This window comes from Geomicrobium sp. JSM 1781026 (assembly GCF_041949955.1).
GTDB lineage: Bacteria > Bacillota > Bacilli > Bacillales > Marinococcaceae > Geomicrobium_A.
This window is the reverse complement of the sequence record NZ_JBHFQF010000002.1, coordinates 405,581-428,960: the sequence shown is the minus strand read 5'-3', so window position 1 is coordinate 428,960 and position 23,380 is coordinate 405,581. Positions and strand designations below refer to the sequence as shown.

At 45.6% G+C, this 23,380-nt stretch carries 26 protein-coding genes and 1 CRISPR repeat array; of the genes, 10 read left to right on the top strand and 16 right to left on the bottom strand.

What is annotated here, in order from left to right:
- Positions 1–40: 40 nt before the first annotated feature.
- Both ACE1TF_RS05080 and ACE1TF_RS05075 read right to left on the bottom strand, forming a co-directional pair.
- Positions 41–736, bottom strand: coding sequence for a CpsD/CapB family tyrosine-protein kinase (locus ACE1TF_RS05080; RefSeq protein WP_375014827.1), 696 nt, complete (start codon positions 734–736; stop codon positions 41–43).
- Positions 714–1,463: a YveK family protein gene (locus ACE1TF_RS05075; protein WP_375014825.1), complete on the bottom strand. Its 750-nt coding sequence runs from the start codon at positions 1,461–1,463 to the stop codon at positions 714–716. The genes ACE1TF_RS05080 and ACE1TF_RS05075 overlap by 23 nt, the downstream gene beginning before the upstream one ends.
- Before the next feature lie 156 nt (positions 1,464–1,619).
- On the opposite strand from ACE1TF_RS05075, the gene ACE1TF_RS05070 reads away from it, so the two are divergent.
- The gene (locus ACE1TF_RS05070; RefSeq protein WP_375014823.1) at positions 1,620–2,531 is read left to right on the top strand and encodes an LCP family glycopolymer transferase; all 912 of its coding nucleotides are present in this window, start codon (positions 1,620–1,622) and stop codon (positions 2,529–2,531) included.
- Positions 2,532–2,853: 322 nt separating this feature from the next.
- Positions 2,854–3,348: a CRISPR direct-repeat array (repeat unit 32 nt; unit sequence ATTTCAATCCACGCACCCACGCAGGGTGCGAC).
- 707 nt (positions 3,349–4,055) lie between these two features.
- Here the strand turns inward: ACE1TF_RS05070 and ACE1TF_RS05065 are convergent.
- From ACE1TF_RS05065 to ACE1TF_RS05050, 4 genes are all read right to left on the bottom strand, one after another.
- Positions 4,056–4,982 carry a 3-hydroxyacyl-CoA dehydrogenase family protein gene (locus ACE1TF_RS05065; RefSeq protein ID WP_375014821.1) on the bottom strand — a complete coding sequence of 309 codons (927 nt, stop codon included), beginning with the start codon at positions 4,980–4,982 and terminating at the stop codon, positions 4,056–4,058.
- A gap of 29 nt (positions 4,983–5,011) precedes the next feature.
- The gene (locus ACE1TF_RS05060) at positions 5,012–5,794 is read right to left on the bottom strand and encodes a 3-hydroxybutyrate dehydrogenase (protein WP_042403877.1); all 783 of its coding nucleotides are present in this window, start codon (positions 5,792–5,794) and stop codon (positions 5,012–5,014) included.
- A 26-nt stretch (positions 5,795–5,820) separates the two neighbouring features.
- The gene (locus ACE1TF_RS05055) at positions 5,821–7,143 is read right to left on the bottom strand and encodes a GntP family permease (RefSeq protein WP_375014818.1); all 1,323 of its coding nucleotides are present in this window, start codon (positions 7,141–7,143) and stop codon (positions 5,821–5,823) included.
- A gap of 142 nt (positions 7,144–7,285) precedes the next feature.
- Positions 7,286–8,695 carry a sigma-54 interaction domain-containing protein gene (locus ACE1TF_RS05050; RefSeq protein ID WP_375014816.1) on the bottom strand — a complete coding sequence of 470 codons (1,410 nt, stop codon included), beginning with the start codon at positions 8,693–8,695 and terminating at the stop codon, positions 7,286–7,288.
- Between the two features lie 677 nt (positions 8,696–9,372).
- Here ACE1TF_RS05050 and ACE1TF_RS05045 point away from each other — a divergent pair.
- Together ACE1TF_RS05045 and ACE1TF_RS05040 are read left to right on the top strand one after the other, a co-directional pair.
- A complete protein-coding gene (locus tag ACE1TF_RS05045) occupies positions 9,373–10,638 on the top strand; it encodes an L-lactate MFS transporter (RefSeq protein ID WP_375014814.1) in 1,266 nt (421 codons plus the stop codon).
- Between the two features lie 52 nt (positions 10,639–10,690).
- A complete protein-coding gene (locus ACE1TF_RS05040) occupies positions 10,691–11,191 on the top strand; it encodes a GNAT family N-acetyltransferase (protein ID WP_375014812.1) in 501 nt (166 codons plus the stop codon).
- A gap of 31 nt (positions 11,192–11,222) precedes the next feature.
- Here the strand turns inward: ACE1TF_RS05040 and ACE1TF_RS05035 are convergent, their stop codons facing one another.
- Positions 11,223–11,414, bottom strand: coding sequence for a hypothetical protein (locus ACE1TF_RS05035; protein ID WP_375014810.1), 192 nt, complete (start codon positions 11,412–11,414; stop codon positions 11,223–11,225).
- 361 nt (positions 11,415–11,775) lie between these two features.
- On the opposite strand from ACE1TF_RS05035, the gene ACE1TF_RS05030 reads away from it, so the two are divergent.
- The 3 genes from ACE1TF_RS05030 to ACE1TF_RS05020 are packed head-to-tail and all read left to right on the top strand — an operon-like array spanning position 11,776 to position 12,695.
- A complete protein-coding gene (locus ACE1TF_RS05030) occupies positions 11,776–12,363 on the top strand; it encodes a sigma-70 family RNA polymerase sigma factor (RefSeq protein ID WP_042403869.1) in 588 nt (195 codons plus the stop codon).
- Positions 12,356–12,520, top strand: coding sequence for a YvrJ family protein (locus ACE1TF_RS05025; protein WP_152550220.1), 165 nt, complete (start codon positions 12,356–12,358; stop codon positions 12,518–12,520). Before ACE1TF_RS05030 ends, ACE1TF_RS05025 begins: the two co-directional genes overlap by 8 nt.
- Positions 12,495–12,695, top strand: coding sequence for a hypothetical protein (locus tag ACE1TF_RS05020; RefSeq protein ID WP_042403867.1), 201 nt, complete (start codon positions 12,495–12,497; stop codon positions 12,693–12,695). The genes ACE1TF_RS05025 and ACE1TF_RS05020 overlap by 26 nt, the downstream gene beginning before the upstream one ends.
- Positions 12,696–12,736: 41 nt before the next feature.
- Here the strand turns inward: ACE1TF_RS05020 and ACE1TF_RS05015 are convergent, their stop codons facing one another.
- The gene (locus tag ACE1TF_RS05015; RefSeq protein ID WP_375014807.1) at positions 12,737–13,636 is read right to left on the bottom strand and encodes an NAD(P)/FAD-dependent oxidoreductase; all 900 of its coding nucleotides are present in this window, start codon (positions 13,634–13,636) and stop codon (positions 12,737–12,739) included.
- A gap of 330 nt (positions 13,637–13,966) precedes the next feature.
- On the opposite strand from ACE1TF_RS05015, the gene ACE1TF_RS05010 reads away from it, so the two are divergent.
- Complete coding sequence (locus tag ACE1TF_RS05010; protein ID WP_375014805.1) at positions 13,967–14,272, top strand: hypothetical protein; 306 nt, start codon at positions 13,967–13,969, stop codon at positions 14,270–14,272.
- A 369-nt stretch (positions 14,273–14,641) separates the two neighbouring features.
- Here ACE1TF_RS05010 and ACE1TF_RS05005 read toward each other — a convergent pair whose 3' ends face one another.
- The 4 genes from ACE1TF_RS05005 to ACE1TF_RS04990 form a co-directional block, all read right to left on the bottom strand.
- The gene (locus tag ACE1TF_RS05005) at positions 14,642–15,724 is read right to left on the bottom strand and encodes a DNA alkylation repair protein (protein ID WP_375014803.1); all 1,083 of its coding nucleotides are present in this window, start codon (positions 15,722–15,724) and stop codon (positions 14,642–14,644) included.
- A 133-nt stretch (positions 15,725–15,857) separates the two neighbouring features.
- Complete coding sequence (locus ACE1TF_RS05000) at positions 15,858–16,250, bottom strand: DUF4362 domain-containing protein (protein ID WP_375014801.1); 393 nt, start codon at positions 16,248–16,250, stop codon at positions 15,858–15,860.
- 176 nt (positions 16,251–16,426) lie between these two features.
- Positions 16,427–17,620 carry an L-2-hydroxyglutarate oxidase gene (lhgO, locus tag ACE1TF_RS04995; protein WP_375014799.1) on the bottom strand — a complete coding sequence of 398 codons (1,194 nt, stop codon included), beginning with the start codon at positions 17,618–17,620 and terminating at the stop codon, positions 16,427–16,429.
- Positions 17,621–17,633: 13 nt separating this feature from the next.
- Positions 17,634–18,143 carry a GNAT family N-acetyltransferase gene (locus ACE1TF_RS04990; RefSeq protein WP_375014797.1) on the bottom strand — a complete coding sequence of 170 codons (510 nt, stop codon included), beginning with the start codon at positions 18,141–18,143 and terminating at the stop codon, positions 17,634–17,636.
- An 86-nt stretch (positions 18,144–18,229) separates the two neighbouring features.
- On the opposite strand from ACE1TF_RS04990, the gene coaA reads away from it, so the two are divergent.
- Positions 18,230–19,171 carry a type I pantothenate kinase gene (gene coaA, locus ACE1TF_RS04985; RefSeq protein ID WP_375014795.1) on the top strand — a complete coding sequence of 314 codons (942 nt, stop codon included), beginning with the start codon at positions 18,230–18,232 and terminating at the stop codon, positions 19,169–19,171.
- Positions 19,172–19,196: 25 nt separating this feature from the next.
- Here the strand turns inward: coaA and ACE1TF_RS04980 are convergent, their stop codons facing one another.
- The 4 genes from ACE1TF_RS04980 to ACE1TF_RS04965 all read right to left on the bottom strand — a co-directional run bounded on the left by ACE1TF_RS04980 (position 19,197) and on the right by ACE1TF_RS04965 (position 22,552).
- The gene (locus ACE1TF_RS04980; RefSeq protein WP_375014793.1) at positions 19,197–20,090 is read right to left on the bottom strand and encodes an alpha/beta hydrolase fold domain-containing protein; all 894 of its coding nucleotides are present in this window, start codon (positions 20,088–20,090) and stop codon (positions 19,197–19,199) included.
- A gap of 202 nt (positions 20,091–20,292) precedes the next feature.
- On the bottom strand, positions 20,293–20,964 hold the full coding sequence (wrbA, locus tag ACE1TF_RS04975) for an NAD(P)H:quinone oxidoreductase (protein WP_375014791.1): 672 nt from the start codon (positions 20,962–20,964) through the stop codon (positions 20,293–20,295).
- A gap of 21 nt (positions 20,965–20,985) precedes the next feature.
- Entirely contained in the window at positions 20,986–21,933 is a 948-nt protein-coding gene (locus ACE1TF_RS04970) for a ring-cleaving dioxygenase (RefSeq protein WP_375014925.1), read from the bottom strand.
- 175 nt (positions 21,934–22,108) lie between these two features.
- On the bottom strand, positions 22,109–22,552 hold the full coding sequence (locus ACE1TF_RS04965) for a MarR family winged helix-turn-helix transcriptional regulator (protein WP_375014789.1): 444 nt from the start codon (positions 22,550–22,552) through the stop codon (positions 22,109–22,111).
- 96 nt (positions 22,553–22,648) lie between these two features.
- Here ACE1TF_RS04965 and ACE1TF_RS04960 point away from each other — a divergent pair, with 96 nt between their 5' ends.
- Entirely contained in the window at positions 22,649–22,939 is a 291-nt protein-coding gene (locus ACE1TF_RS04960; protein WP_375014787.1) for a hypothetical protein, read from the top strand.
- A gap of 57 nt (positions 22,940–22,996) precedes the next feature.
- Positions 22,997–23,161, top strand: coding sequence for a hypothetical protein (locus tag ACE1TF_RS04955; RefSeq protein ID WP_375014785.1), 165 nt, complete (start codon positions 22,997–22,999; stop codon positions 23,159–23,161).
- Positions 23,162–23,380: the final 219 nt, after the last annotated feature.

Genomic DNA, 23,380 nt, shown 5'->3' with positions numbered 1-23,380 from the left:
ACCATTTTTTCACAATAGAACTAATAATTAGCCATTAGTTCTAGCTGCCGTAATAATACGCATATTGTTTCCCTGTACGTGCTTGTCGATTTAAGACGGCACCGAGCATTTTCACGCCGCTTTGCGCGAGTCGCTCGACTGCTTTCTTTCCATCGTCAATTTCTGTTTCTCCACTACTGACGATAAGCATCGCCCCGTCACTCAGTCCGGCAATGATTTGGGCATCGGTGACGGCAATAACGGGAGGTGTGTCGATCACAATGTAGTCATACAGGCTTCGCGCTTCGGTCATCATCATCGTCATCGTCTTTGAACTAAGTAACTCGGATGGATTCGGTGGGATCGGGCCACACGTGAGCACGTCCAAATCGTCAACATTGGTTGGTTGGATTGCTTGGGATAAGCTGCTTTGGTGAGTGATCACTGAACTTAAGCCGCGATGGTTCGGCACACCGAAGGAGTAGTGCATCGTCGGTTTGCGCATGTCGGCGTCAATGAGCAAGACACGCCCACCTTGTTGGCTCATCGTCACGGCAAGGTTCGTATTCACGGTCGTTTTGCCATCGCCAGGGCCAGCGGACGTACCCATGACGACTTGCATTACGTCATCAACGGCGGCGTATTGGATGTTCGTACGAATGGTGCGAAACTGCTCAGAGATCGGCGACCGCGGTTGATCTCTCGTAATAATACTTCTACGACGATTCGCTTTCTTAGGTGATTTTCTCTTCAACACGACGCGTTCGCTCCTTTCTTGTCGCGGTCTCAGCGTCTACCCGCTCATCATCTTCATTGAAAACTGGAATGACACCGAGTAAAGGCAGTCCGAGTTGATCTTCTATGTCTGATTGATTTTTAATTGTGTTGTCCAAGTACTCTAGCAAGAAGGCAAGGCCAATCGCTGCCATCATTCCAACAACAAACGCAATCGCCATGTTTAAAAGCGGTTGTGGTGACACGGGCGACTGAACTTGCTCGGGCCCGGCAACGGACAAAATGCTCACATTGTCAATATTCATAATGCTCGGTATTTCCGCTTCAAACGTGTTCGCGACTGTGTTTGCGATCGTGATCGCACTCGCCGGGCTCTCATGTTGCACCGAAACCGACACCACTTGCGAATCCCCTTCAGAACTGACCGTAATCTTATCCTGTAGATCGCTAACCGATTGTTGCAAACCTAACTCGTTGATGACGAGATCCAATATCGCCGGGCTCGTCATGATGACGCTATATGTATTGATCAGTTCAACGTTCGTCCGTAAGTCATTCACATTCACCGGTGTCTGACTGTCGGTCTCTTGATTCACGAGCAGTTGCGTTGAGGCTTCATACTCAGGCGTGAGCACAAAGTAGCTAACTACCCCACTCAAGCCGACTGCTACGAAAGTAATAAGGAAAATCATAAGCAACCGCTTCTTAATGGTTGCAAAAATCTCTTGAAGGCTAATCGTCTCCTCCATAATGCCCCCCTGAAAAAAAGTTACCTAATTATGAAAATTTTTGGTAGAATGAAAAACGATATAGAAAGTATACCTTTTATGACAGATTTAGACAATATGATGAGCTTAATTATTCACGAATAATTTACTACATATTTCAAGAAAAGGTGAAAAAGTATGAAACGTTTATTCATTGTTTTAGGGTCCGTGCTCGGTGTATTCCTCGTCGCTGCGGGAGGATTCGCATTTTATGTGTATTCTACTTTCTCCACAACGGCGAATGAAATGAACACTTTGGAACGAGTCGAACCTTCGCTCTATCGCCCAGAGCCCGTCAACATTGACGCGAAAGAACCCGTATCCTTTCTGCTGCTCGGGACCGATGACCGCGAAGATGAAGAAATCTCGGGACGAACGGACACGATGATCGTCGTCACCGTCAACGGTGAAGATGAATCAATGAAAATGTTAAGTATCCCTAGAGATACGCGCACTGAAATTGTCGGACGTGGCACGCAGGATAAGATCAATCACGCGCACGCCTTCGGCGGTGCGGAGATGGCGATGCAGTCGGTAGAGAACCTGCTCGACATCCCGATTGATTACGTCGCTACGATTAATATGAATGGTTTCCGTGACATGGTGGATGCGGTCGGTGGCGTTACTGTCGACAATGATTTCGCGTTTGACATGGACGCGCATGAATTCAGTGAAGGCGAGCTTGAGCTCGACGGCGACGAAGCGCTCGCTTACGTGCGCATGCGATTCGACGACCCACAGGGCGACTTCGGCCGGAACAACCGCCAACGCGAAGTGATCGAAGCGGTGTTGAGTGAAGCCGCCTCACTTTCTTCTATTACAAATATCGGCACGATTGTGAGCTCCGTTGGAGACAACGTCCGCACGAATTTAGAGTTTGGCGACATCACCGACCTCGCCGGCTATCAAGCGAGCCGCCACAATATCGAACAGCTCACCTTAACCGGCGAAGGCACACGCATCGACGACATCTACTACCTCGAAGTCCCCGACGCCGAAATCCAACGCGTCCACGAAGAACTCGCCACCCACTTGCAGCTCGACACATAAATGCAAACCCCCGTGCTAGCGTCTCTGTTCCGACGTTAGCACGGGGGTTATTTTCGTTATGGTTACGCTAGTTGCTGTCGGCGGGTGGGGGGCCGATGGGAGAGCGCACTCGTTTTCGTTTCGGCTCCCGGCGGCGGGGGCGACGGTCGTTGGCACTCTTCTCCTTAGAATCTGCGCTCTAGTTGGGACAAACTGCGATCAAGTTTTGCGTACTCGGCGCTAATTTCGTTAAAAAGAGCAAACTGGAGTGCAGAATGACAGGTACAAACACACCTACGCGGGGTGCGACGCGATGCCTGTCTCGGGAAGTTTTGAAGAAGGTATTTCAATCCACGCACCCGCACGGGGTGCGACCCGTTCCATTCCGCTGAGGTACTCCAAGTGCCAAATTCAATCCACGCACCCACACGGGGTGCGACCAAAGCTGTCTTCTCCTGATTCAACATAGTGATTAATTTCAATCCACGCACCCACGCGGGGTGCGACCTTAGCATAATGACCGTGGAACAGTCAGGTACATCATTTCAATCCACGCACCCGCACGGGGTGCGACTTCCATATTGGCGGTCGATACCGAAGGTGTTTCTATTTCAATCCACGCACCCACGCAGGGTGCGACAATTCAGGGTGAAAATCAAACTCTTCACCGCACAAATTTCAATCCACGCACCCACGCAGGGTGCGACTGTAGCGGTTTTCATGACATTAGTCATATAATGATTTCAATCCACGCACCCACGCAGGGTGCGACATATTTCATCCAATAATTACATGGATGGACTTACATTTCAATCCACGCACCCACGCAGGGTGCGACTGCGATTATAGCTTATAATTATACTATAACCATTATATTGTCTGCATATTCAATCTTCTTGTGTTATTTTGCACAAGACAATCCCTCTATCTATTACATAGTTTATCACAATTGACCAAAAAGTTGGTGCGGGTCAGCTAGGGATTTTATGTTCGCTTAGGGTTCGCTCTGCTAGTTTAACTTTCATTATACATTACTTTGTATATGAATTTCATAAAATTCACTTGCGGCACTCTGTAGTTAGCTCCTCTTCCACCATTGCACCAGTTGTATTGTAATACAGAAATTCGTCTATCCATTGGTCGTCCTTTTCTCGTCAAAGGGTGCCCTCAATCCTTTTTCTTCAGCAAGCTGGATGTCTTCTACTTTTTGAATTTAAGAATTAAACGAGCTTCCGGAGAAACTCGTTTATTTTTATAGCTTCTTTTCAGTCGGCTTCGTTAGATTAGGATTAGATAAAAAAATCTATTAGCCGTTGATTGACTCTTGTAGTCGTTTAGCCGCCACATCCATGTTTCTAGCATCTGAGCCTTCCAGTCAATAAAATTACTAACTTAATACAATCAATGAAGAGAATTTATCTATTTTTTCTACCTAACGAATAATGCATTTTAAAATTTTCCCATTTTATTTAAGCTTGGTTATATAACCTCGACATAAAAAGTGTGTCATCCTAATTAAATAAACAATAAACCGTTGTGAAGCTGTTATTGTCTCACCTTACTCATCTTCAGCAGATATTCATCTCGCTCCACGAGTCTCGATTGAATCACTTCATCTGAATACGAGTAGATGCCTTTGCTCGTTTTGGTTCCTAAGTTCCCATTTTCAATCGCCGCATCAATAAACGATGGTACTTGTTGTTTTGCTGAAAGCTCAGGCGCCAAGTTCTCCACGACACTCTTCCAAATATCAAGTCCTCCAAAGTCTGCCGTTTCAAGAGGACCCGAAAAGCCCCAACGTAAGCCAGGTCCTTCTGTCACTGCAAGATCAATACTTCTTGCATCTGCAACACCTTCTTCTAACAAATGAAACGCTTCACGAACGAGGGCGGCTTGCAACCGATTGGCAATAAAACCAGGGACATCCTTTTGAAGTAAAATTGGCCGTTTGCCAACCTGCTCCATAAAGTTCATCACACGTTTCGCAACATCTTCGGTCGTTTTATTGCCTTTGACGACTTCAACAAGCGGAACGAATTGAGCAGGGTTAAAAAAGTGCGTCACGATAAATCGTTCAGGGTGCGCGACGTTTTTCGTTAATGCTTCAAGTGAAAATGTTGAGGTGTTCGATGCGATAATTGTTTCCTTTGAAATCGCTTCTTCAAGTTTTTCATACAATTCATGTTTTAAATCTAGTTTCTCAGAAATGGCTTCAATCACGAGATCACTGTTAGAAGCGGATTGTATTACATCCGTCGATGTTGACAATGTCATGAGCGTCCGCTCTTTCTCACTCTCGCTAATCGCTTGTTGTTCAACTTGCATTGCCAAATTTGCAGTTATTAGTTCTGTGGCTTTTTCTAATGATGATTCATAAACGTCAGTGAGAACGACGGGTACATTTGCTTGTGCTACCAGCTGGGCAATGCCATGACCCATCACTCCTGAACCAATAACAGTTACTTGTTTCAATGGTCCTCTCTCCTTTACAAAACACGAGGCTATTGAACCGTATAGCCGCCGTCAATCGTATTTGCTTGACCGGTAATGCCTTTAGATTGCTCACGAGCTAAAAAGAGAGCATAATCGGCAATCTCCTCGGTTTCTAACAATCGTCGTTGCGGAATGAGCGGGTAAAAGACGTCTTCTAACACTTGCTCTTCACTGACGCCACGTTCTTTTGATAAGTCATCTAATTGTTTTTGAACAAGATCAGTACGTACATAACCAGGACAAAGAGCGTTAACGGTAATCCCATCTGCTGCTCCTTCAAGAGCGGTTACTTTCGTTAAACCAATTAATCCATGTTTTGCGCTATTGTAAGCTGATTTCCCCGCATAGCCAATCAATCCGTTAATACTTGCCATATTAATAATACGTCCGTATTGTTGTTCTTTCATGATTGGGAACACTTCTTTAATAAAGCGGAAAGGCCCAGTAAGCATAATATCAATCATTCGTTCAAACGTTACCGTTGGGAACGTCTCAACCGATGAAACATATTGCATTCCCGCGTTGTTGACGAGAATATCGATTCGACCAAACGTCGTCATCGTCTCTTGCACTGTACGTGTAATGTCTGCTTCACTTTGAACATTACACGTAATCCCCATCACTTCGTACCCATCTTGTTTAAACTCTTGAACTCTTGTTTGCAATACTTCTTCGTTCAAATCACTAAGCACAACTTTCGCTCCAGCGTTAACATAGGATTTTGCAATTTCTAGACCTAATCCATTTGCTGCTCCTGTAATGATCGCAACGCGGTTTTCTAATGATGTCATAATATCGCCTTCCTTTATTATTGTTATTAGATACCTAGTCCAAAGGAGAATAAAATAATTGCAAGAATTACTCCAATGATTGGGACAAGTACTGTAACCATCGCTAGCGGTCCATACGCAACGCGGTGTGATTCACCACAAATAGCTCGAATCGTCGTTACAACGTAGCCGCCGTGTGGCAGTGTATCCAATGCACCAGATGAAATCGCAACAACACGGTGCAATGCTTCTGGGTTCACACCTGCATCAAGATAATGAGGAGCAATAAGCGGCAATGCAATTTGTTGCCCTCCTGAAGATGATCCTGTAAGACCAGCAATAACTCCGACGGCAATGGCTGCACCAATAAGCGGGTTCCCATCAAAGCCAGTCACAATATCAACCGCTGCACTAAACGCAGGTGTCGCTTGTGCGACTGCACCAAACCCAACAACGGCTGCAGTATTCGTGATCGCAAGCAAAGCACCCATTGTTCCTTTTGAAGCAGATCCCCAGACATCCGTTAAGTATTTGCGGTTTAAAATCCAAGTCGTAAAAATACCACTCGCAAGTGCGATAATGAGTGCAGAATGTTCCAGTGTGTCATGGAATAAAAAGGCAATGACTAACACAACAACAAGTGGAATTGCGGATAACAATGGGCTTGGTAAATCTTGTTCGACTGGCTCTGGATCACCTGGACGATGATCAAACTTCTCACCTTTTCTCACTGCTCGGTTAACCATCCATTTAAGTAGGTAATACCCAAAGAAAATCATAAAAATTGCAACAATCAAGCTCACTTGCCAACCTGCATAAGGTGACGTCCCTAAAATCGGCATCGGAATCCAGTTTTGAATTTCTGGTGAACCTGCTGAAGTCATCGTAAACGTCACTGAACCAAAAGCAAGAGTTGCTGGAATAAAGCGCCTCGGTAAATTACCTTGACGAAATAAACTTAAAGCTAACGGAAATACGGAAAAACCTACGACGAATAAACTAACGCCTCCGTAAGTTAAAATCGCACACGCAGCAACAATCGCTGCAATCGCATACTTTACGCCGAGTTTATCAATGACAAACTTCGAGACACTGTCTGCTGCTCGTGCATCTTCCATTACTTTTCCAAACATTGATCCGAGCAAGAACATTAAAAACCATTGACCGACAAAATTTGCAAATCCGGTCATATAGTTTCCGACAAGGTTTGGATCTCCTTCTGCTACAAGCTGAGGAAACAATGGAATACCACTAAAGACAGCTAAAAACAGAGCACACAAAGGGGTCGAAATTAATAAGTTCCACCCTCGCATCGTCAAAACGATAAGTAATGTTAGACCCCCTACTAACCCAATTAAACTGAATAACACCTAGATCCCTCCATCATCCAAAATTGAAAGCGATTACATAATACTAATGCAATAAGTGTGCCAATTATTAAATGTCAAGAAATCAAGGGTTTCTAAGCATGGACACCTTTCACATTCCATAATTCCGGAAAATTTTCCTGATTTATGGAATGTTATGTTTCGAACGTTTTGCATAAAAGCTTGATTTACCAATTCCTAAACTTGAAGCCGCTTTTGTTGCATCCCCATTTTCTTTCGCAAGCGCCGCAATGATCTTGCGTCGTTCCTCTTTCTCAATCGCTGTTTGCAATGTTTCTTCATCTGTGTCTTCTTCAGAAAGAATCGCTGAAAAGCTAAGGTCGTTCGTTTCAATCCATTCATCTTCCTTACGAATCATCGCCCGTTCTAGTACATTTCTCAACTCACGTATATTCCCAGGCCACGTGTGCGATTTTAATTTCTCTTCGGCTTGTCTTGTTAGCCCAGCAACTGCAATTCCCATCTCTTGCTCAAGCTCCCTTAATAAAGAATGGGCAAGGGTTCCAAAATCATGAAGGCGATTCCTTAGTGATGGGATATGGATGGGCATTACGTGTAGACGATAATATAAATCCGCTCGGAAACTTCCTTTCTTTACGAGCTCCTCCAATGATCGATTCGTAGCAGCAATGATACGAACATCAACAGGCTCAGGGGCGATGCCACCAACCGGTTCAATTTCTTTTTCCTGTAAAACCCGAAGTAACTTCACTTGCATCGCTAAAGGCATTTCACTCACTTCATCCAAAAATAAAGTTCCCCTATGCGCTAGTGCAATTTTTCCGATTTTGCCACTTTGTTTTGCTCCAGTGAATGATCCTTCCTTATATCCAAACAATTCAGATTCAAATAACGTCTCAGGAATCGCCGCACAATGAAGCTGAACGAAAGGACCCAATGAACGTTTACTTTCTCGATGAATGGCATGGGCAAACAACTCTTTTCCCGTACCACTTTCACCTTCGATTAGTATGGTTGTATCTGTCTTCGCCGCTTTCATCGCTAATTTCCGCGTTTTGTCAATTTGCTGGTCACTTCCCACGATTCTATGGAAACTATATTTCGCCTTTAACTGCTCATTCGGAGATTCATAGAGTTTCGTCTTTAAGAAGTCACGAAATTGCGAGTTCATCTTAAAAAGATCATCTAAATCTTGAAACATGATCTTACCAACGACGGCAACGATTTTGTTGCCAATAATAATGGGGATACGATTGGCGATCATATGATGGCCATTAATCTCTTGAACGTTTGCAATCTCTGGATAGCCAGTCTTAGCAACAATATGCATGCGGGTGTTTTCTACAACTTCAGTTACATGCTTACCACGAACATCATCTGCAGTTTGGTTAATAAATGCCGCATACGTTTCATTGACCGAAATAATAATTCCATTATGGTCAACAACAATGACGCCCTCATAAGAATGTTCCAAAGCCGATCGATAGAGCTGTAGTTCGTTATGCAAATCTTTATTTTCACTTGCTAACTGTTTTATGTATTCAAGAACAAAGCCTTGACTGCTAATTTTCATCACTGTCACTCCTCTCGTTAATTATAATCAGAGCGCAAATATTTTTTCCACCTGAAAAAATCACCATAGATCGCTTTTTCTATGTAGTGCAATTGTAAGGTAGCTGGAGCGCAGAATGCCACGCCAAAACGCCCAGACCCGACGTGCCGATATGCGTCAGCGGGTGTTTCGGCTCGGTTCTGCCTCCAAACTGTTACCTAGTTGCGCCCATCTGTGCCCCAGCTTCCTCACTTTTTCCGCTCAACGGAAACTTACGCACAACTCGAGTACAGATTCTCTAAACTAGGTAACAGAATGAGCTCCGTCCCACGGAACCAAGATCCAAATTGCCATCAGCACGAGCCGCGCCGAACCCAGACCGGTTTAGCTTCGGCACCGCTGGGGCCGACATGTCGTCGGCACTCTTCCCCTGAGAATCTGCGCGCAAGTTTTGCGAAATCGTCGCTAAATTAGTAAAAAAGAGCAAACTAGAGCGCAGAATCCCCACCAACCAAAAAACCAGGTGTCTTCTGAAAATATCCAGGAGACCTGCAATCTAGATCGCAGGTCTTACGATCTAGACCACACACCCCACCCCTCCCTCTGCGCTCACATGAGTAAGGGTTTTCTCTGTACATCCGCACGTAAACGATTTACGATAGTGGTTGAAATTGCGTTAATATTTAGGAGGTTTTAGTGTGCAGGCAAACCGAAATCGTTGGTTGATTGCAATCTCTGCGATTGCGCTTCATTTGTCGATTGGCTCTGTGTATGCGTACAGTGTGTATCAGAATCCGATCAATGATTCTGTAGGCTGGAGTATCACGTCTGTTACGGTTGCTTTTACGGTGGCGATATTTTTTCTTGGGATGTCGGCGGCGTTTATGGGCAAGTTTGTTGAGCGAAATGGTCCGAGGAAATCGGGGCTTATTTCTGCGCTGCTCTTTGGTTTAGGAACGATCGGTGCGGGTTTCTCAATTCAAATCGAAAATTTCGCAATGTTTGTTACTTTTTATGGTGTAATTGGCGGGATTGGTTTAGGGATTGGTTACATTGCGCCGGTATCGACACTCGTGAAGTGGTTCCCAGACAGGCGCGGGCTCGCAACAGGTATGGCGGTGCTCGGTTTTGGTTCAGGGGCTCTTATTACGAGTCCGTTGGCGGAGTTTCTGATGAACAATGTTTCGATTGCATCAACGTTTTACATATTGGGTTCTTTATACTTTGTCCTTATGATTGCTGGCGCGAGTTATTTGGCGCCGCCACCAGAAGGTTGGAAACCAGCCAATATGCAAACGGACTCTGAGAAAGAGAAACCACGTACGGCGGCGACCGACTTGGCTCAATTGACGGCGAATGAGTCGCTCAAAACGATGCGTTTTTATTTGTTGTGGGTCATGATGTTCATTAATATCTCTGCGGGGATCATGCTGCTTGCGGTAGCGGCCAACATGACCGAGACGATCACCGGCGCTTCAAGTGCATTTGCAGCGACCGTTGTCGGGGTGATGGGCTTCTTTAACGGCATTGGCCGTATTGGTTGGGCAAGTTTTTCCGATTATATCGGGCGAGCGAATATGTATATTGTCTTCTTCGTCATTCAGCTCGGCGCGTTTATTGCCCTGCCGTTTACGACGAATGAAGTGATGTTCTCGATTCTGCTTTATCTCATTATGACGTGTTATGGTGGTGGATTTGCGTGCTTGCCTGCATTTATCGGAGACTTGTTCGGTACGAAGCAACTTGGCGCCATTCACGGCTACACACTGACCGCTTGGGCGATGGCAGGAATTGCGGGTCCAACGGCTGTTTCAATGACGTTTGAGCGTACAGGAGAATTCACCTCTGCGTTCGTATTGTTCACGATCTTGCTTGCCGTTGCGCTGTTTGCGGCCATTCTCATGAAAGTGAACATCAAGCGCGTGAAGCAAGACACGACAACACAGATGAACGTCTCCGCGTAAATTTACATCGTCTCCTCAATGCCTCATAATAGCAGGACAGCAGGAGGTTTTGATGGAGACAATTACACGAACAGAACGGTTACACGTGCGCAAGATGACGACAGACGATCACTTATCATTAGCACGCATCTTTGAAGACACCGATTCGATGCACTATTATGCTGGCAAAACACCTGACGCGTCGTCTTGGCTCGATTGGACACTTGAGAATTACCGAAAATACAATATCGGGATGTGGGTCGTCGAGCACGAAGAAGACGGGCGCTTTCTCGGTCAATGCGGCATTGTGCCCCACCGAATTGATGGTCATGTAGAAGTAGAAATGGGGTATTTGTTCGTCAAAGCGGAGTGGGGGAATGGGTATGCGAGTGAAGCCGCCCGGGCCTGCCTGCGCTTCGCGTTGGAGACGTTGGATGTTCCGAGAATTGTGTCGTTGATTGATGAGCGTCACGCACGGTCGGTGAACGTTGCAACCCGCGCTGGAATGGTGAAGGAAAAAGAACTGCTTCACCGAAATCGGCACGTTTCCTTGTACGCCATTCATCAAAATTAAAAACAAAAAACCCGCAGGCGGCGCGGGTTTTTTATCTTTCGGTCGTTTGAGTTGCTGTACGTGTAATGAGTAAACCGTATAACAATGTGAAGACCATGCCAGAAAAGCCAATGACTTGAGCTACGATGCTCGTCACTTCTGCATTCGTTAGTACACCAAATACTAAGAACGAAATGGACAGAAGCATTCCGGCGATGATCAATAGGAGTGTTCCCATTCTCATCTTTTCTCACCTCTTTTATTCTCTCTATAACTGTTCTATGCGCACCCCTCTTTTTCCATGAATATCCTATTCCCTAATTCGAGCTATGCAAAACGTCATATTTTGTCGGAATATTCATTATTTACTACTTATTAAAAATATGCTGTGTCAGCTTCGCTATCAGATTCAGCGATTTGTGATGCGCGAAATGTTATTCTTAATACAATACAGCAATATCTATAATGTGTCAATAATTATTTTCAACATTGGACAATGTGTTCGGTTATCCGTTATGATATAAGAACTAATGTTCCCCTTTTTGTTGTACAACCCACACCAATTTACTCTTTTTGTCATATACAAGCAGGGAGGGGTGAGTTCTATGCATGTTCAACTTGAAAAGCTGGAAACCGAATGCCCGCAGATGAAAGCATTTATTCACAAAAATCGTGAATTGTTTGAGCAGCCGATTATCAAGCAGTTCTTAAATGACCCCGGGGCGCGTTCGGTTTTCATTCGCAGTATCTGTCAACCTTCTGAAGAAAATCAGAAGCAACTCAACCGCATGTTTAAAAGTTTCTATGCCAATGTTCAGTTAACCGCTTATTTGTCAAAGTCGTTACACTGGACGGCGGTTGACTATGATCAAAAACGCCGCAAAACCGGCGAAGACCAACCACTTATTTTGGACAACCTATTAGGTTCAGGCACACCGTATTATGAAGACTATGGTCACGTATTTGAATCCGAAGATGTGACCTCGTGGAGTGCAGATCCGAAGTTATCAGAAGCACTTAAGAAACTAACACCCAGTCAGCAACAAATTCTCATCGGTTACTATAAGCACGGGCAAAGCAACAAAGAAATTGCGGAACAAATGAAAGTCAGTCAACAGGCGGTGTCTAGAATGCGCTTACTCACCATCCGTCATTTGCGTAAGGTGATGGATGAAGGTGAGCGTGATGTTTGAGCTAACCACGTTTGTTGAACTATTTGCCAACTATGGTTTTCCTGTCGTCATTTCCTTTTACCTTTTATTTCGGTTTGAACGTCGCCTCGAACGATTAGAGCAACTATTAATACAGAGAGTGAGTGAAGAGAATGATTCAGAGAAAGAAATTGGATGAATTGATTCACGATTTTGAGCCAAAAATCCGCAAATGCTTACTGCAAACGTCCCCAGATGAACGAGACGATTTGCGCCAAGTGTTGTGGCTAAAACTGACTGAACTATCCACGAATTTCAACTCAGACAACGCGCCGAACTTTGATGAGTTTCGCGCACAAGTCGAAAACCGCTAATCGGTCCACAATCGTATCATAGCCGAGCTATGATACGATTTTTATCGTTCTCCGAACGATTTCTCAATCCAAACAGCCGCAAGCGTGCCTTCGCCCATCGCGATCGTGACTTGTTCAGCATGCACACCAACGTCACCTGCCGCCCAAATGTGATCTACATTCGTCATTTTCGTTCTAGCATTCGTAATCAAGTGGCCATTCTCCATCCGTTCTGCCCCAAGCTTCCTAGCTAAATCGGAGTGCACATCGATAGACCCGAAGGCGATGAAGGCATGGGACGCTTCTAACGTATTCCCGTTCTGCAATTCAACACCTTGAAACTGACGATCCTCAACTAGAGGACGTAAAATGCTTTCTTCAATATAAGTGACGTTAAGGTCCTTTAATTTCTGTTGATCTTGCTGTCTAATCGGTTCTTTCTCGTGGTTAATGTATGTGAGGTCGCCCGTCCACCGGTGAAGGCGCTCGGCCATATGGACGCCAGCTTTTCCGGAGCCGAGGATGAGTGTGGGTTCGTTTTCGACTTCGTGTCCGTCGCAGTCCGGGCAAATGTACACGCTCAATCCGAAGCATGGCTCGAGTTGGGGAAACGGGTTCTGGTCGGACACACCCGTTGCAAACAGCAGTCGGCGCGCTTCGAACGTGTTGCCATTCTCGGTAGCGATTTGGAATCGTTCAGGACTATGCCGGTGAACGTTGGTGACGTTTTCCGTCACGTATTTCACCCCTAACGCCTCCGCTTGCTCGATGCCAATCTGGCGAAGGTCTTTGCCACTCACCCCCTCTGGCCACCCGAGAATGTTGCGGTATTTCAAGCATCGGGTTGAGCGCCCTTGTCCTCGGTCTAAGACGAGCACCCGTCGGTCATAGCGCCCGAGTTGAATGGACGCTTGCAGTCCGGCAATGCCGCCTCCGATAATAATCACATCATATAATTCCATCCCACACCTCTCCCTTCATTCCTATTGTGCTCGGGAGAAGATGCGGGTATTCAATACAAAATGTACAGGGCAAAGGAGGGTTTTCTGAACCCGTTGCCGCAGGGGATGCAGGCAAGACGAACGACCGTTCTGCGCTCGAGTTTTCCCTATCTGCGCTCCAGTTTGCTCATTTTAACGAAATTAGTGCTGCTTTCTCCAAACTTGATCGCAGTTTGTCCCAACTAGAGCGCAGATACCGAGCTGAAGTGCCAACGACTTGTCGGCCCCAGCGGGGCCGAAACGAAACCGGTTCGGGTTCGGCGCGGCTCGCGCCGACAGGATGCTAGGTTTTTGCCGCGGAAATGCAAAGGAGGGTTCATTGAACCCGTTGCCGCAGGGGATGCAGGCAAGACGAACGACCGTTCTGCGCTCGAGTTTTCCCTATCTGTGCTCCAGTTTGCTCATTTCAACGAAATTAGTGCTGTTTTCTCCAAACTTGATCGCAGTTTGTCCCAACTAGAGCGCAGATTCCAAGCTCCAGTGCCAACGACTTGTCGGCCCCAGCGGGGCCGACACAAAACCGAACTCGGTTCGGCGCGGCTCGCGCCGACGTCTTGTGGGTACTTCGGGGCGGGGATTGTACACGTGACCCGGTAATCTGTTACCGTGTTTGTCCATTTTGTTCCCTAGTTTATGAGGATAGACTGCTTTTGCTGCAATTTTTCTCAACTTGAGAACAGATCAATCGAAACTCGAGCACAGTTTCCACTTCAACAAGCTTACATTGGGCCTTGAAGAAATTCTTTCGTTCAACTTATATAAACCTTATTTGAACTCGCTTCCTTCACACAAAAAAAGTGCAGCGTGCCCAGCCGAGGCACGCTGCAAAGTAGGTATTGCATAAAGGGGATGTTGAGAGCAAAACATCATCGGGTTTTTGCCTATGACGCCTTCTCATTAAGCTAATTGATAATGAATATCAATGTCACTTACTATATTATGGTATGTTCCATTATAAGTCAACCCTTAATTGAAAATTATTCTCAGTGATGTCTCTGCGACCTCAACCCCATTGATAAACAACGTGAACCGATGGTCCCCCGTGTAATGCTTGCGTGTGGATAAATCTTTAAAGCTGTGAGTGCGCACCCGCTCGACTCCAGTCCCCCCTTGAATCGTCGAGTCCGTTAATAAAAACTTTTTTTGCGATGTTTTCCCTCGTGCCTTCACAAAATCAATGGCGTACTCCACCCGTAACTTTGCTTCGTCTGTTGCTTCAAACCCATAGTGAACGGTTACGTCATCACCAATCGCTACTTCCGCTGGCTCGACACGGATATACGCGTTTTGTGCGAGACGACGATCGCTATACCCAAAGAGCTCGAACGCTTCCGGGATCGAGCGCCGCAACAGCGTCCGACACGCATGGCGAATCACCCAATCCGTATCCTTGTGCTCCCCTTGCCACGCCGCCGCAACTCGCAACACGTATTCTGGATGATCCTTCGAGATATCATTCAAGTGGTTGGCCACACTTCTCCTCACATAGAGAGACGGGTCGGCTTTGAGCGTTTCAAGAATTTGGTTTGTGCTCGCCGGGTCTTCGATAAACATCGGTAACGATTTCCCCCACGGCAACCGGGGACGTGTTCCCTCACTCGCGAGTCTGCGCACGTGCTCGTCCTGATCTTGCGCCCACTTGTACATCTGAGCGAGCATGTATTCGGGATCCTTCAAAATAAACGGCCGGACCGCAAACTCCGCCGTTGAGAGTTTCGTCCAACGCTCGAGCATCCGCATCGACAACGCCCAATCGTCCATACCATAAATCGCAATGAACTCTGGAAAAAAAAGATAACGGCCGCCTTCGCACGTATCGTCGATTCGAGCTAACGTGTCACACGCTTCCTCAAATGTTCCCGAAAGATGCTCTCCTAACACCCGAGCAATGTGCCTCATGCGGGTGAGCAAGGAATAGTCGTCCCACTCTGTTATGAAGATATCCGCCAGAAATGCTTCCGGATGGAACTCAGCGTCTACAGTGCTAACCCGTTGTGCAAAAGACGCTAAAAACTCGTGATCGTACATATCTTTTAATGGTTCTGCCATTGTTCCTCTCCTTACTAATTAACGTAATTTAAAGTTGATAGACTTCTACCCTGCTTCCTATTGAATAATTATCACTTTCTAAATTATTTTCATTTGCTATATATATCAAGATATTTTGATTGCTACTAACAACTCAATTCATGTAATATACCAGTCGAATTTCATCTATTTCATTGCATCCTGAAATGTAATAACCATCTACTACATGTTCAATTGAATGACATTGCGTTGAAAAAGGTTCAAGATTTGAATAGTCATCTCTTGAAGAATCATATTCCATAAGTAAGCCATTATCTAGGTCATATGATAAATCTATAAGTATCGGATCACCTTCTTCAGTAAATTGCGTTACCCTTAGAGAAGACTCTTTATCGCTATTCATATCAACAATAAAATTCTCCAACTTATATAGATTTTTTAAATTCCCATGACGATCGATAACATCACCATTTCCAATTGCACTATTTAAATCATACCCACACCCGTACAATAAAAAAACTAAAGATAATAGAAACAGCTTTTTCATGGCAACCTCCAATATCTTAAAAGGAGATTATCATCACCTATATTTTCGTTCCTCTCCTTAACATATGGACCTGACATCCAAAAATTAATGAATTTCATTCCAAATAAACTTGGATTCTCAGCATGAAAGTACCTGCTTTAAACCAGGTTCATTTGCTATCCGGAGCAAAAGTACAATTACCGTTCCCTTCGCGCCAACATCCGCCTCGCCACTTCTTTTCCGATTTCTAGAGAAGCTGTTGCCGCTGGTGAGGGCGCATTTACGACGTGCAACGAACGTTTGCCGGTCACGAGGTGAAAGTCATCGACCATCTTCCCATCAACGGTAAGTGCTTGTGCTCGCACGCCACTCGGCGCAGGCTCAAGGTCTGATGCGGTCACTGCTGGGACGAGCCGTTGCAAGCTTTTTACGAAGTGGGGTTTGCTATAGGAACGGACCATCTCGCCAACCCCCGTTTTCATATACTTACGCGCAATTTTTAGAAAGCCTGGGTACGCCAGCACTTCCCCGAGATCTTTAAGGCGAATATCCGTCTTACGATACCCTTCGCGTTTGAACGATAACACTGCATTTGGGCCGGCTTCGACTTCACCATCAATCATCCGCGTGAAGTGGACACCGAGAAACGGGAAATCAGGATCAGGCACCGGATAGACGAGGTGGCGGACAAGGTCACGCCGCGATGCTTTTAACTTGTAGTATTCCCCGCGAAACGGCACAATTTTCATATCAAGATGAATCCCTGCCATACGCGCCACTCGGTCGCTTTGCAACCCGGCACAATTCACTACGTACCGCGCCTCCACAGATTGTTTGTCGGTCGTAACAACGACACGCTCTCTCGTCTCGTCGATGGCGCTCACCGTTTCTGAAAGCGTAACAATCCCCCCGTTTTCTTGAAAGAGTTCAGCAAGTTTGTTTGTCACTTCTGTATAGTTGACGATGCCTGCTGTCGGTACTCTGATCGCAGCGAGGCCATTTACGTGTGGCTCGATTTTGCGAAGTTGGTCGGCACCCAGTTTCTCGACAGCTAAACCGTTTTCTAAGCCTCGTTCATAAAGACGCTCCAACCGCGGCAGTTCGTCCTCGTCGGTGGCAACGATTACTTTGCCGCAAATGTCGACGTCAATGTGATGCGTTTCGCAAAACGCGCGCATCGACTCACTACCGGCGCGCGCGAATTTTGCTTTGTAGCTTCCCGGCGTGTAATAGATGCCAGAATGAATGACGCCGCTGTTATGCCCGGTCTGATGACGAGCGAGCTCTGTTTCTTTTTCAATTATCTGAACGCTTGCGCCAGGTTCAGCCTGTTGTAATGCATAGGCGACGCTTACACCGACTATGCCGCCGCCAATAATTACATAGTCCATTCTACTCTCTCCTTTATGTAGCATATTCTTCAGCTAACATGCTCATTAAATGCTGGTCATAATACGTATTGTTCAGGTTCAATGCTTGTCGACGTGTTCCTTCATGTGTAAACCCTGCTTTCTCGTAAGTCCTGATTGCCCTTTCATTATGTGAGAACACTTCGAGCTCGAGTCGGTTCAGTTGCAGTTCTTGGAACACAACGGCTAGTACAAGCTGCACAGCTTTCGTTCCGTACCCTTTGCCAAACCATTTTTCGTGATGAAGGGAAATTCTAAGATGGGCAGACTGATTCGTCTCGTCAATATCCATAATTGTTACATCGCCGATGAGTTGACCATCGGTTTCGTGACAAATCGCAAAGTCACGGCGGCTCGTATCCATATCAAACTGCGCATACGCTTGTTGGACTTCTTGCATCGTAAAGGTCCGCTGCGTACCGGTCAGGTGAAGGATCGTTGGATCTTGGCACGACTCATACAAACCGTGTAAATCATCTTCTCGAATTTCTCGTAAATAAACCATAGGAAGATTCTCTCCTTTTCAACTGCTGTCGAATGTTGTAAGATTCAATTGAATGAAAGCACATACACAAAAAGCGAGGTCTTGCTGTGAATGCAACGCACTTTTCCCCATACTTATCGTTTGACCGCAACCTATGGTCAGATTTTCGTAAAAAAAACGGCATTTCGTTGGATCACGTTGACTTAACGGAGTTGCAAGGGTTAAACGAGCAGTTATCACTTACTGAAATTGATGACATCTATGTACCCTTGTCCCATTTGTTACGTCTGCATTATATGAAATCACAAGAATTGCACCGAGATACGAATACATTTTTGCAACAGCAAACGAAGAAAGTGCCTTTTATTATCGGTATTGCCGGGAGTGTTGCTGTTGGAAAAAGCACAACAGCAAGAATTCTTCATAACCTTATCGCACAATGGCCGAATCAACCGCGGGTTGAACTCGTCACAACCGACGGCTTTCTCTATCCGAATGAAAAGTTGGAAGAACTCGGCATCATGACGAAAAAAGGATTTCCAGAAAGTTTCGATGTTGCGTATCTGTTCCGTTTTCTCTCCAACTTAAAGTCAGGACAAGAGACGGTACAAGCACCGCTCTATTCACATATGAAATACAATGTGTTGGAACACGAACAACAGACGTTACACCAACCTGACGTCGTCATCGTCGAAGGAATTAACGTCTTGCAACCTCCTAAATTAGAAAAGAATCAGACAAAAACGTTCATCTCCGATTTTTTCGATTATGCGATGTATATCGATGCTGAGGAAGAGATGATCGAGCATTGGTACAAACATCGTTTTCAATTGCTTCGTCAAACCGCCTTCCAAAACGCGGAATCGTACTTTAATAAATATGCGGACTTGAGTGATGAGGAAGCGTCAGAAGTCGCCGATCGCATTTGGAAGCAGACGAACCGGGTGAACTTGCTCGAAAATATCCTGCCGACGAAAAACCGCGCAGATTTGATTTTACGTAAAGGCGAAGGTCACGCCGTCGAAGCGATCCACGTCCGCAAACTATAACTGGAGATTAGCCCATTCGCGCACGCTAGGAATGGGCTTTCGGTGCTTCTTTTAATACGTCGATAATCTGCTCTGTCGCCTTTAATGCTTCTGGGAAGTTGAAAATCGGATAGATGTGCACCATTTTCGGCGCCTCAATGTAGTGAATATCCACACCTTCAGACTTTGCTTTCTCAACGAACTTCCGCGCATCCGGCACGAGAATGTCGTGCGTCCCCATCAATACCGTCATCTCCGCATCTACATGCAAATCGCCAAACATCGGACTCAGTCGGTAGTCCGTCCGTTCCGTATCTCCCGCATACATCTCGCCGGCTTCAATCACTCCCGGAAGTGCCAGAAACGGATCGAACCGATCCACCTTCTTAATCCCCGGATTCTCCATCGTCATATCGAGCCACGGTGAGATCATAATCACCTTCTCCGGTTGCGGCAATTGCTGTTCTTTCAAGTACTGGCACAGTGACAATGCCATGCCCCCACCTGCTGAGTCTCCCATAATCACTTGCGGATTTTGCTCATTGTAAATCGGCAACACGAAATCATACGTCTCATCAAACGTATGCTCGGGTGCAAGTGGGTACAACGGCACCGTGATCTTGCACCCTAGCGCCTCTACAATTCGTGCTAAAAAATGCCAATGTTGCGATGTAATGCGATTTACATACGCCCCGCCGTGCAAGTAGAAAATGTGCAGATCACTCGTTTGTTCTTTCGGTTGAATAACGTAATAGAAGTGCCCGTCCTGTTCATGCTTTTCCACATCCAACTCTTGCACGATGACACCTGGCGGTTCAAATTCTAACAACCGTCTCGTCTGAATGCCCCGTTCCAGTTCCTCGCCTGTCTTTTGCCAAAATTGCTTTCTGCGTGAAAGCCGGAGCACAAGCTTAAAGAACTTGCTCTGATAACTTTCCATCAGGTCCTCCTTTTTTGTAAATTCTATCATTAAATTTCGTGTGTGTATAAAGAATACCCTTTATGAGTGTATGATCGGTAGGCATTACGTATGTACGCGGGCGGGGATGGTGCACGACCCCACCTCTCTATGATACGATTCCAGCAAAAAAACGAAAAACTGCCCGAAAAGGCGAGGGAATCGTCTTTTCGGGCAGTTCGTATTACATGCCTGACGTAACGGCTTTAGCTACAGCTACAGTCCGCTTTGCTTGGTTAGCAATTGCTTCATCCAATTTGTTTTCTTGAATGTTTCCTTCGCCATCCACAGTTGCACTTGTTCCGTATGGGTTTCCACCAGACTCGAACGTGACTGGATCTGAATACCCTGGCGCTGCAACAATCGCTCCCCAGTGGAACATGGTTTTGTATAGCGCAAGCACAGTTGCTTCTTGACCACCGTGTGCGTTTTGCGCGGAGCTCATTGCACTAACGACTTTGTTTACGAGTTTTCCTTGCGCCCATAGGCCACCGGCTTGGTCGATGAACTGTTTCACTTGACCAGGAACGTTACCAAAGCGTGTCGGTACACTCCAAATGATTGCGTCTGCCCAATCAAGATCATCAATTTTTGCATCTGGAACATCTTTCGTTGCTTCATAATGAGCTTTCCAGGCAGGGTTCGACTCGATTGCTTCCATTGGTGCGAGCTCAGGAACTTTGACGAGCTTTACTTCTGCACCTTCAGCCTCTGCTGCATCTTTTGCCCAGTTGGCCATTTTGTAATTTGTTCCTGTTGAGCTGTAATATACGACGGCTACTTTTACCATGTTATCTGTCTCCTTTTTTTCTGGTTCTATCGTTTCTTTCCCGAATAATCGTGCTAAAAAACCCATGCGTATTCTCCTTCACACCTCCTAATCGGAATTAAGGTGATTGATTGTCCGAACTTCGGCGGGATGCAGTTGCGACTCGATCTGTTCTCTTTTTGGCTCATACCACTCGGGTAACTTGAGCTGCTCACCCATTGTTTTATACGATTCATCATGAGCAAAGCCTGGTGGGTCTGTCGCGATTTCAAAAAGAATCTGTCCGTGTTCTCTGAAGTAAATCGCATTGAAATACTGTCGGTCTTGAACCGGAGTCACTTGATAACCTGCATCGGCGACATGGGACTGCCACTTGAGTTGGTCGTCATCATCTTTTGCCCGAAATGCAATATGATGCACCATGCCAACACCCATCCGACCCGGCCCGACGTTTTCTTTTTTTAGGTCAATCGTGTTTCCAATGTCTCCTGTGGACGTAAAGCGAATCCACTCATCATCTTCAGTCATTTTTTCGTAACCCATCGTTTGTTCGAGCAATTGTGCCGTTTCATTCGGATTGACCGACAGAAGCGTGGCACCTGCAAATCCTTTTATCGCTTCAATATCCGACACACCATTAAATGGCCACGGATTATTCCTGCCACTTTCTTGTTCAACAAGTGTGAGTTGTAAACCATGAGGATCGGTAAACGCCAAGTGCGTCTCCCCGAGTCGACTCACTTCCTCGTAGTCAATGTCAAATTTCTCTAATCGCTTTTTCCAAAAATCCATCGTTCGCGGCGGGATGGCAAAGTCTGTCGTTCCCACTTGCCCGCCACCAATCCGCCCTTGCATCGCATTTGGCCAAGGAAAGAATGTCATAATCGTTCCTGGACTTCCTTGATCATCTCCAAAGTAAAGATGATACGTCCCAGGATCATCAAAGTTTATCGTCTTCTTCACCAAGCGTAACCCTAAAACACCTGCATAAAAGTCGACGTTTTCTTGAGGTTTTCCAACAATCGCAGTGATGTGGTGTATACCTTTCGTGTGCATACTCAAGCTAAGGCACCTCCTACGAATAATATAACCAAACCGAACTCGGTTATTTGCATTAAATGAATTCATTTAGTATGAATTCGAGATAATAAACGAAAAAAACTCCGATTCGTTTATCTTTAATTCGAGATAATCGTATCAAAGAATCCAATGAAACGTCAAGGAATTTTTTTTAAGAAAGATTTTTGGCGTGTCCTCCAAGCTTTTTGAGCAGTTGAATCACTTCGTCTTTTTCCGATGCTGACAGCCCTTCCATAATGGTTTCAATGGCCTCAACATGGCATGGAAAAGACTCATCCATAAAGGTTTTCCCAGCTTCCGTTAACGTGACGTATGTGATTCTTCGGTCACTCGGACACGGTCTTCGCTCGGTGAACCCTCGTTTTTCAAGCTTATCAACAACGTACGTTATGGAGCTGCTCGCAATTAATACCTTTTCCCCGATTTTTTGGACGGGTTGATCCCCTTTATTATATAAAAGCTCAATGACGGCAAACTCCGTAGGGTTTAAACCGTGCGAACGTATATCAATTTCCACTTTCTTCTTTATTGATTCAAGCGCTCTCGTAAGAACAACAAATAACTTTAGCGAACGCTCTTGATTTTCATTAAACATCATAGTAAACTCCTTTCCATCTCTAGTATAACACGCAAGGTTTAAGTCATCCATGAAAATATCTCGAAATCGAAATAAAAACGGAAGAGTGATCCTATGAATGAGATCGAGAAACAAGTAGTTGAAAACTTCAAGCAAGATGAAAACGTCATGATTCTTGTTTTTTCACAGTGGTGTACGAACCACGACCTCGATCCACAAGCACTTTATAAAGAGGCTTATCCACAACAAGAAATTCATCCAGAACATCTACAAACCTTTGCACTCGCAGTGCCAAAAGAAGAAGCTGAACCCATCGCTAATGAAACCGTGCTCGGTGTACTCATGATGTTTGGCAATACCGATCTTGCAGCAGTCGTTCAGCAAGAAATAGACAAACAGAAATAACGCTTCGTATAGCCTTTACGTTTCAGGGAAAGTTATCTCTAAACGGATGAGAATAACATGAAAGAGCCGTGTAGCCGGCCTGCATTACTCATGATGCTGTCAGCTTGTGCACCTAAAGGAGAAACAGACACAGGTCATCACATGAGTGGCGACGACCTCAACATGAACGTCCAAGACGTAGGCCTCACGCAATTCATTAATCCAGCAACAGACCCGAGATAAATCGGCTTGGACCATCATAACTAAAAAGAAAAAGGACGTCGACATCGTTATAGTCACGTCCTTTTTCTTTTGCACCTAGAGTGCGAGCCACTGCGTGCTTACTACCTTTTGAAAAAATATAACCCAACGGCTTTTTGCTATTTTAGACGCTCCGTCAGACGACAACAGACGATCTCAAAGGCAGGTGAGCAAGGTCGCTATGCACATTCGTGTAGCACA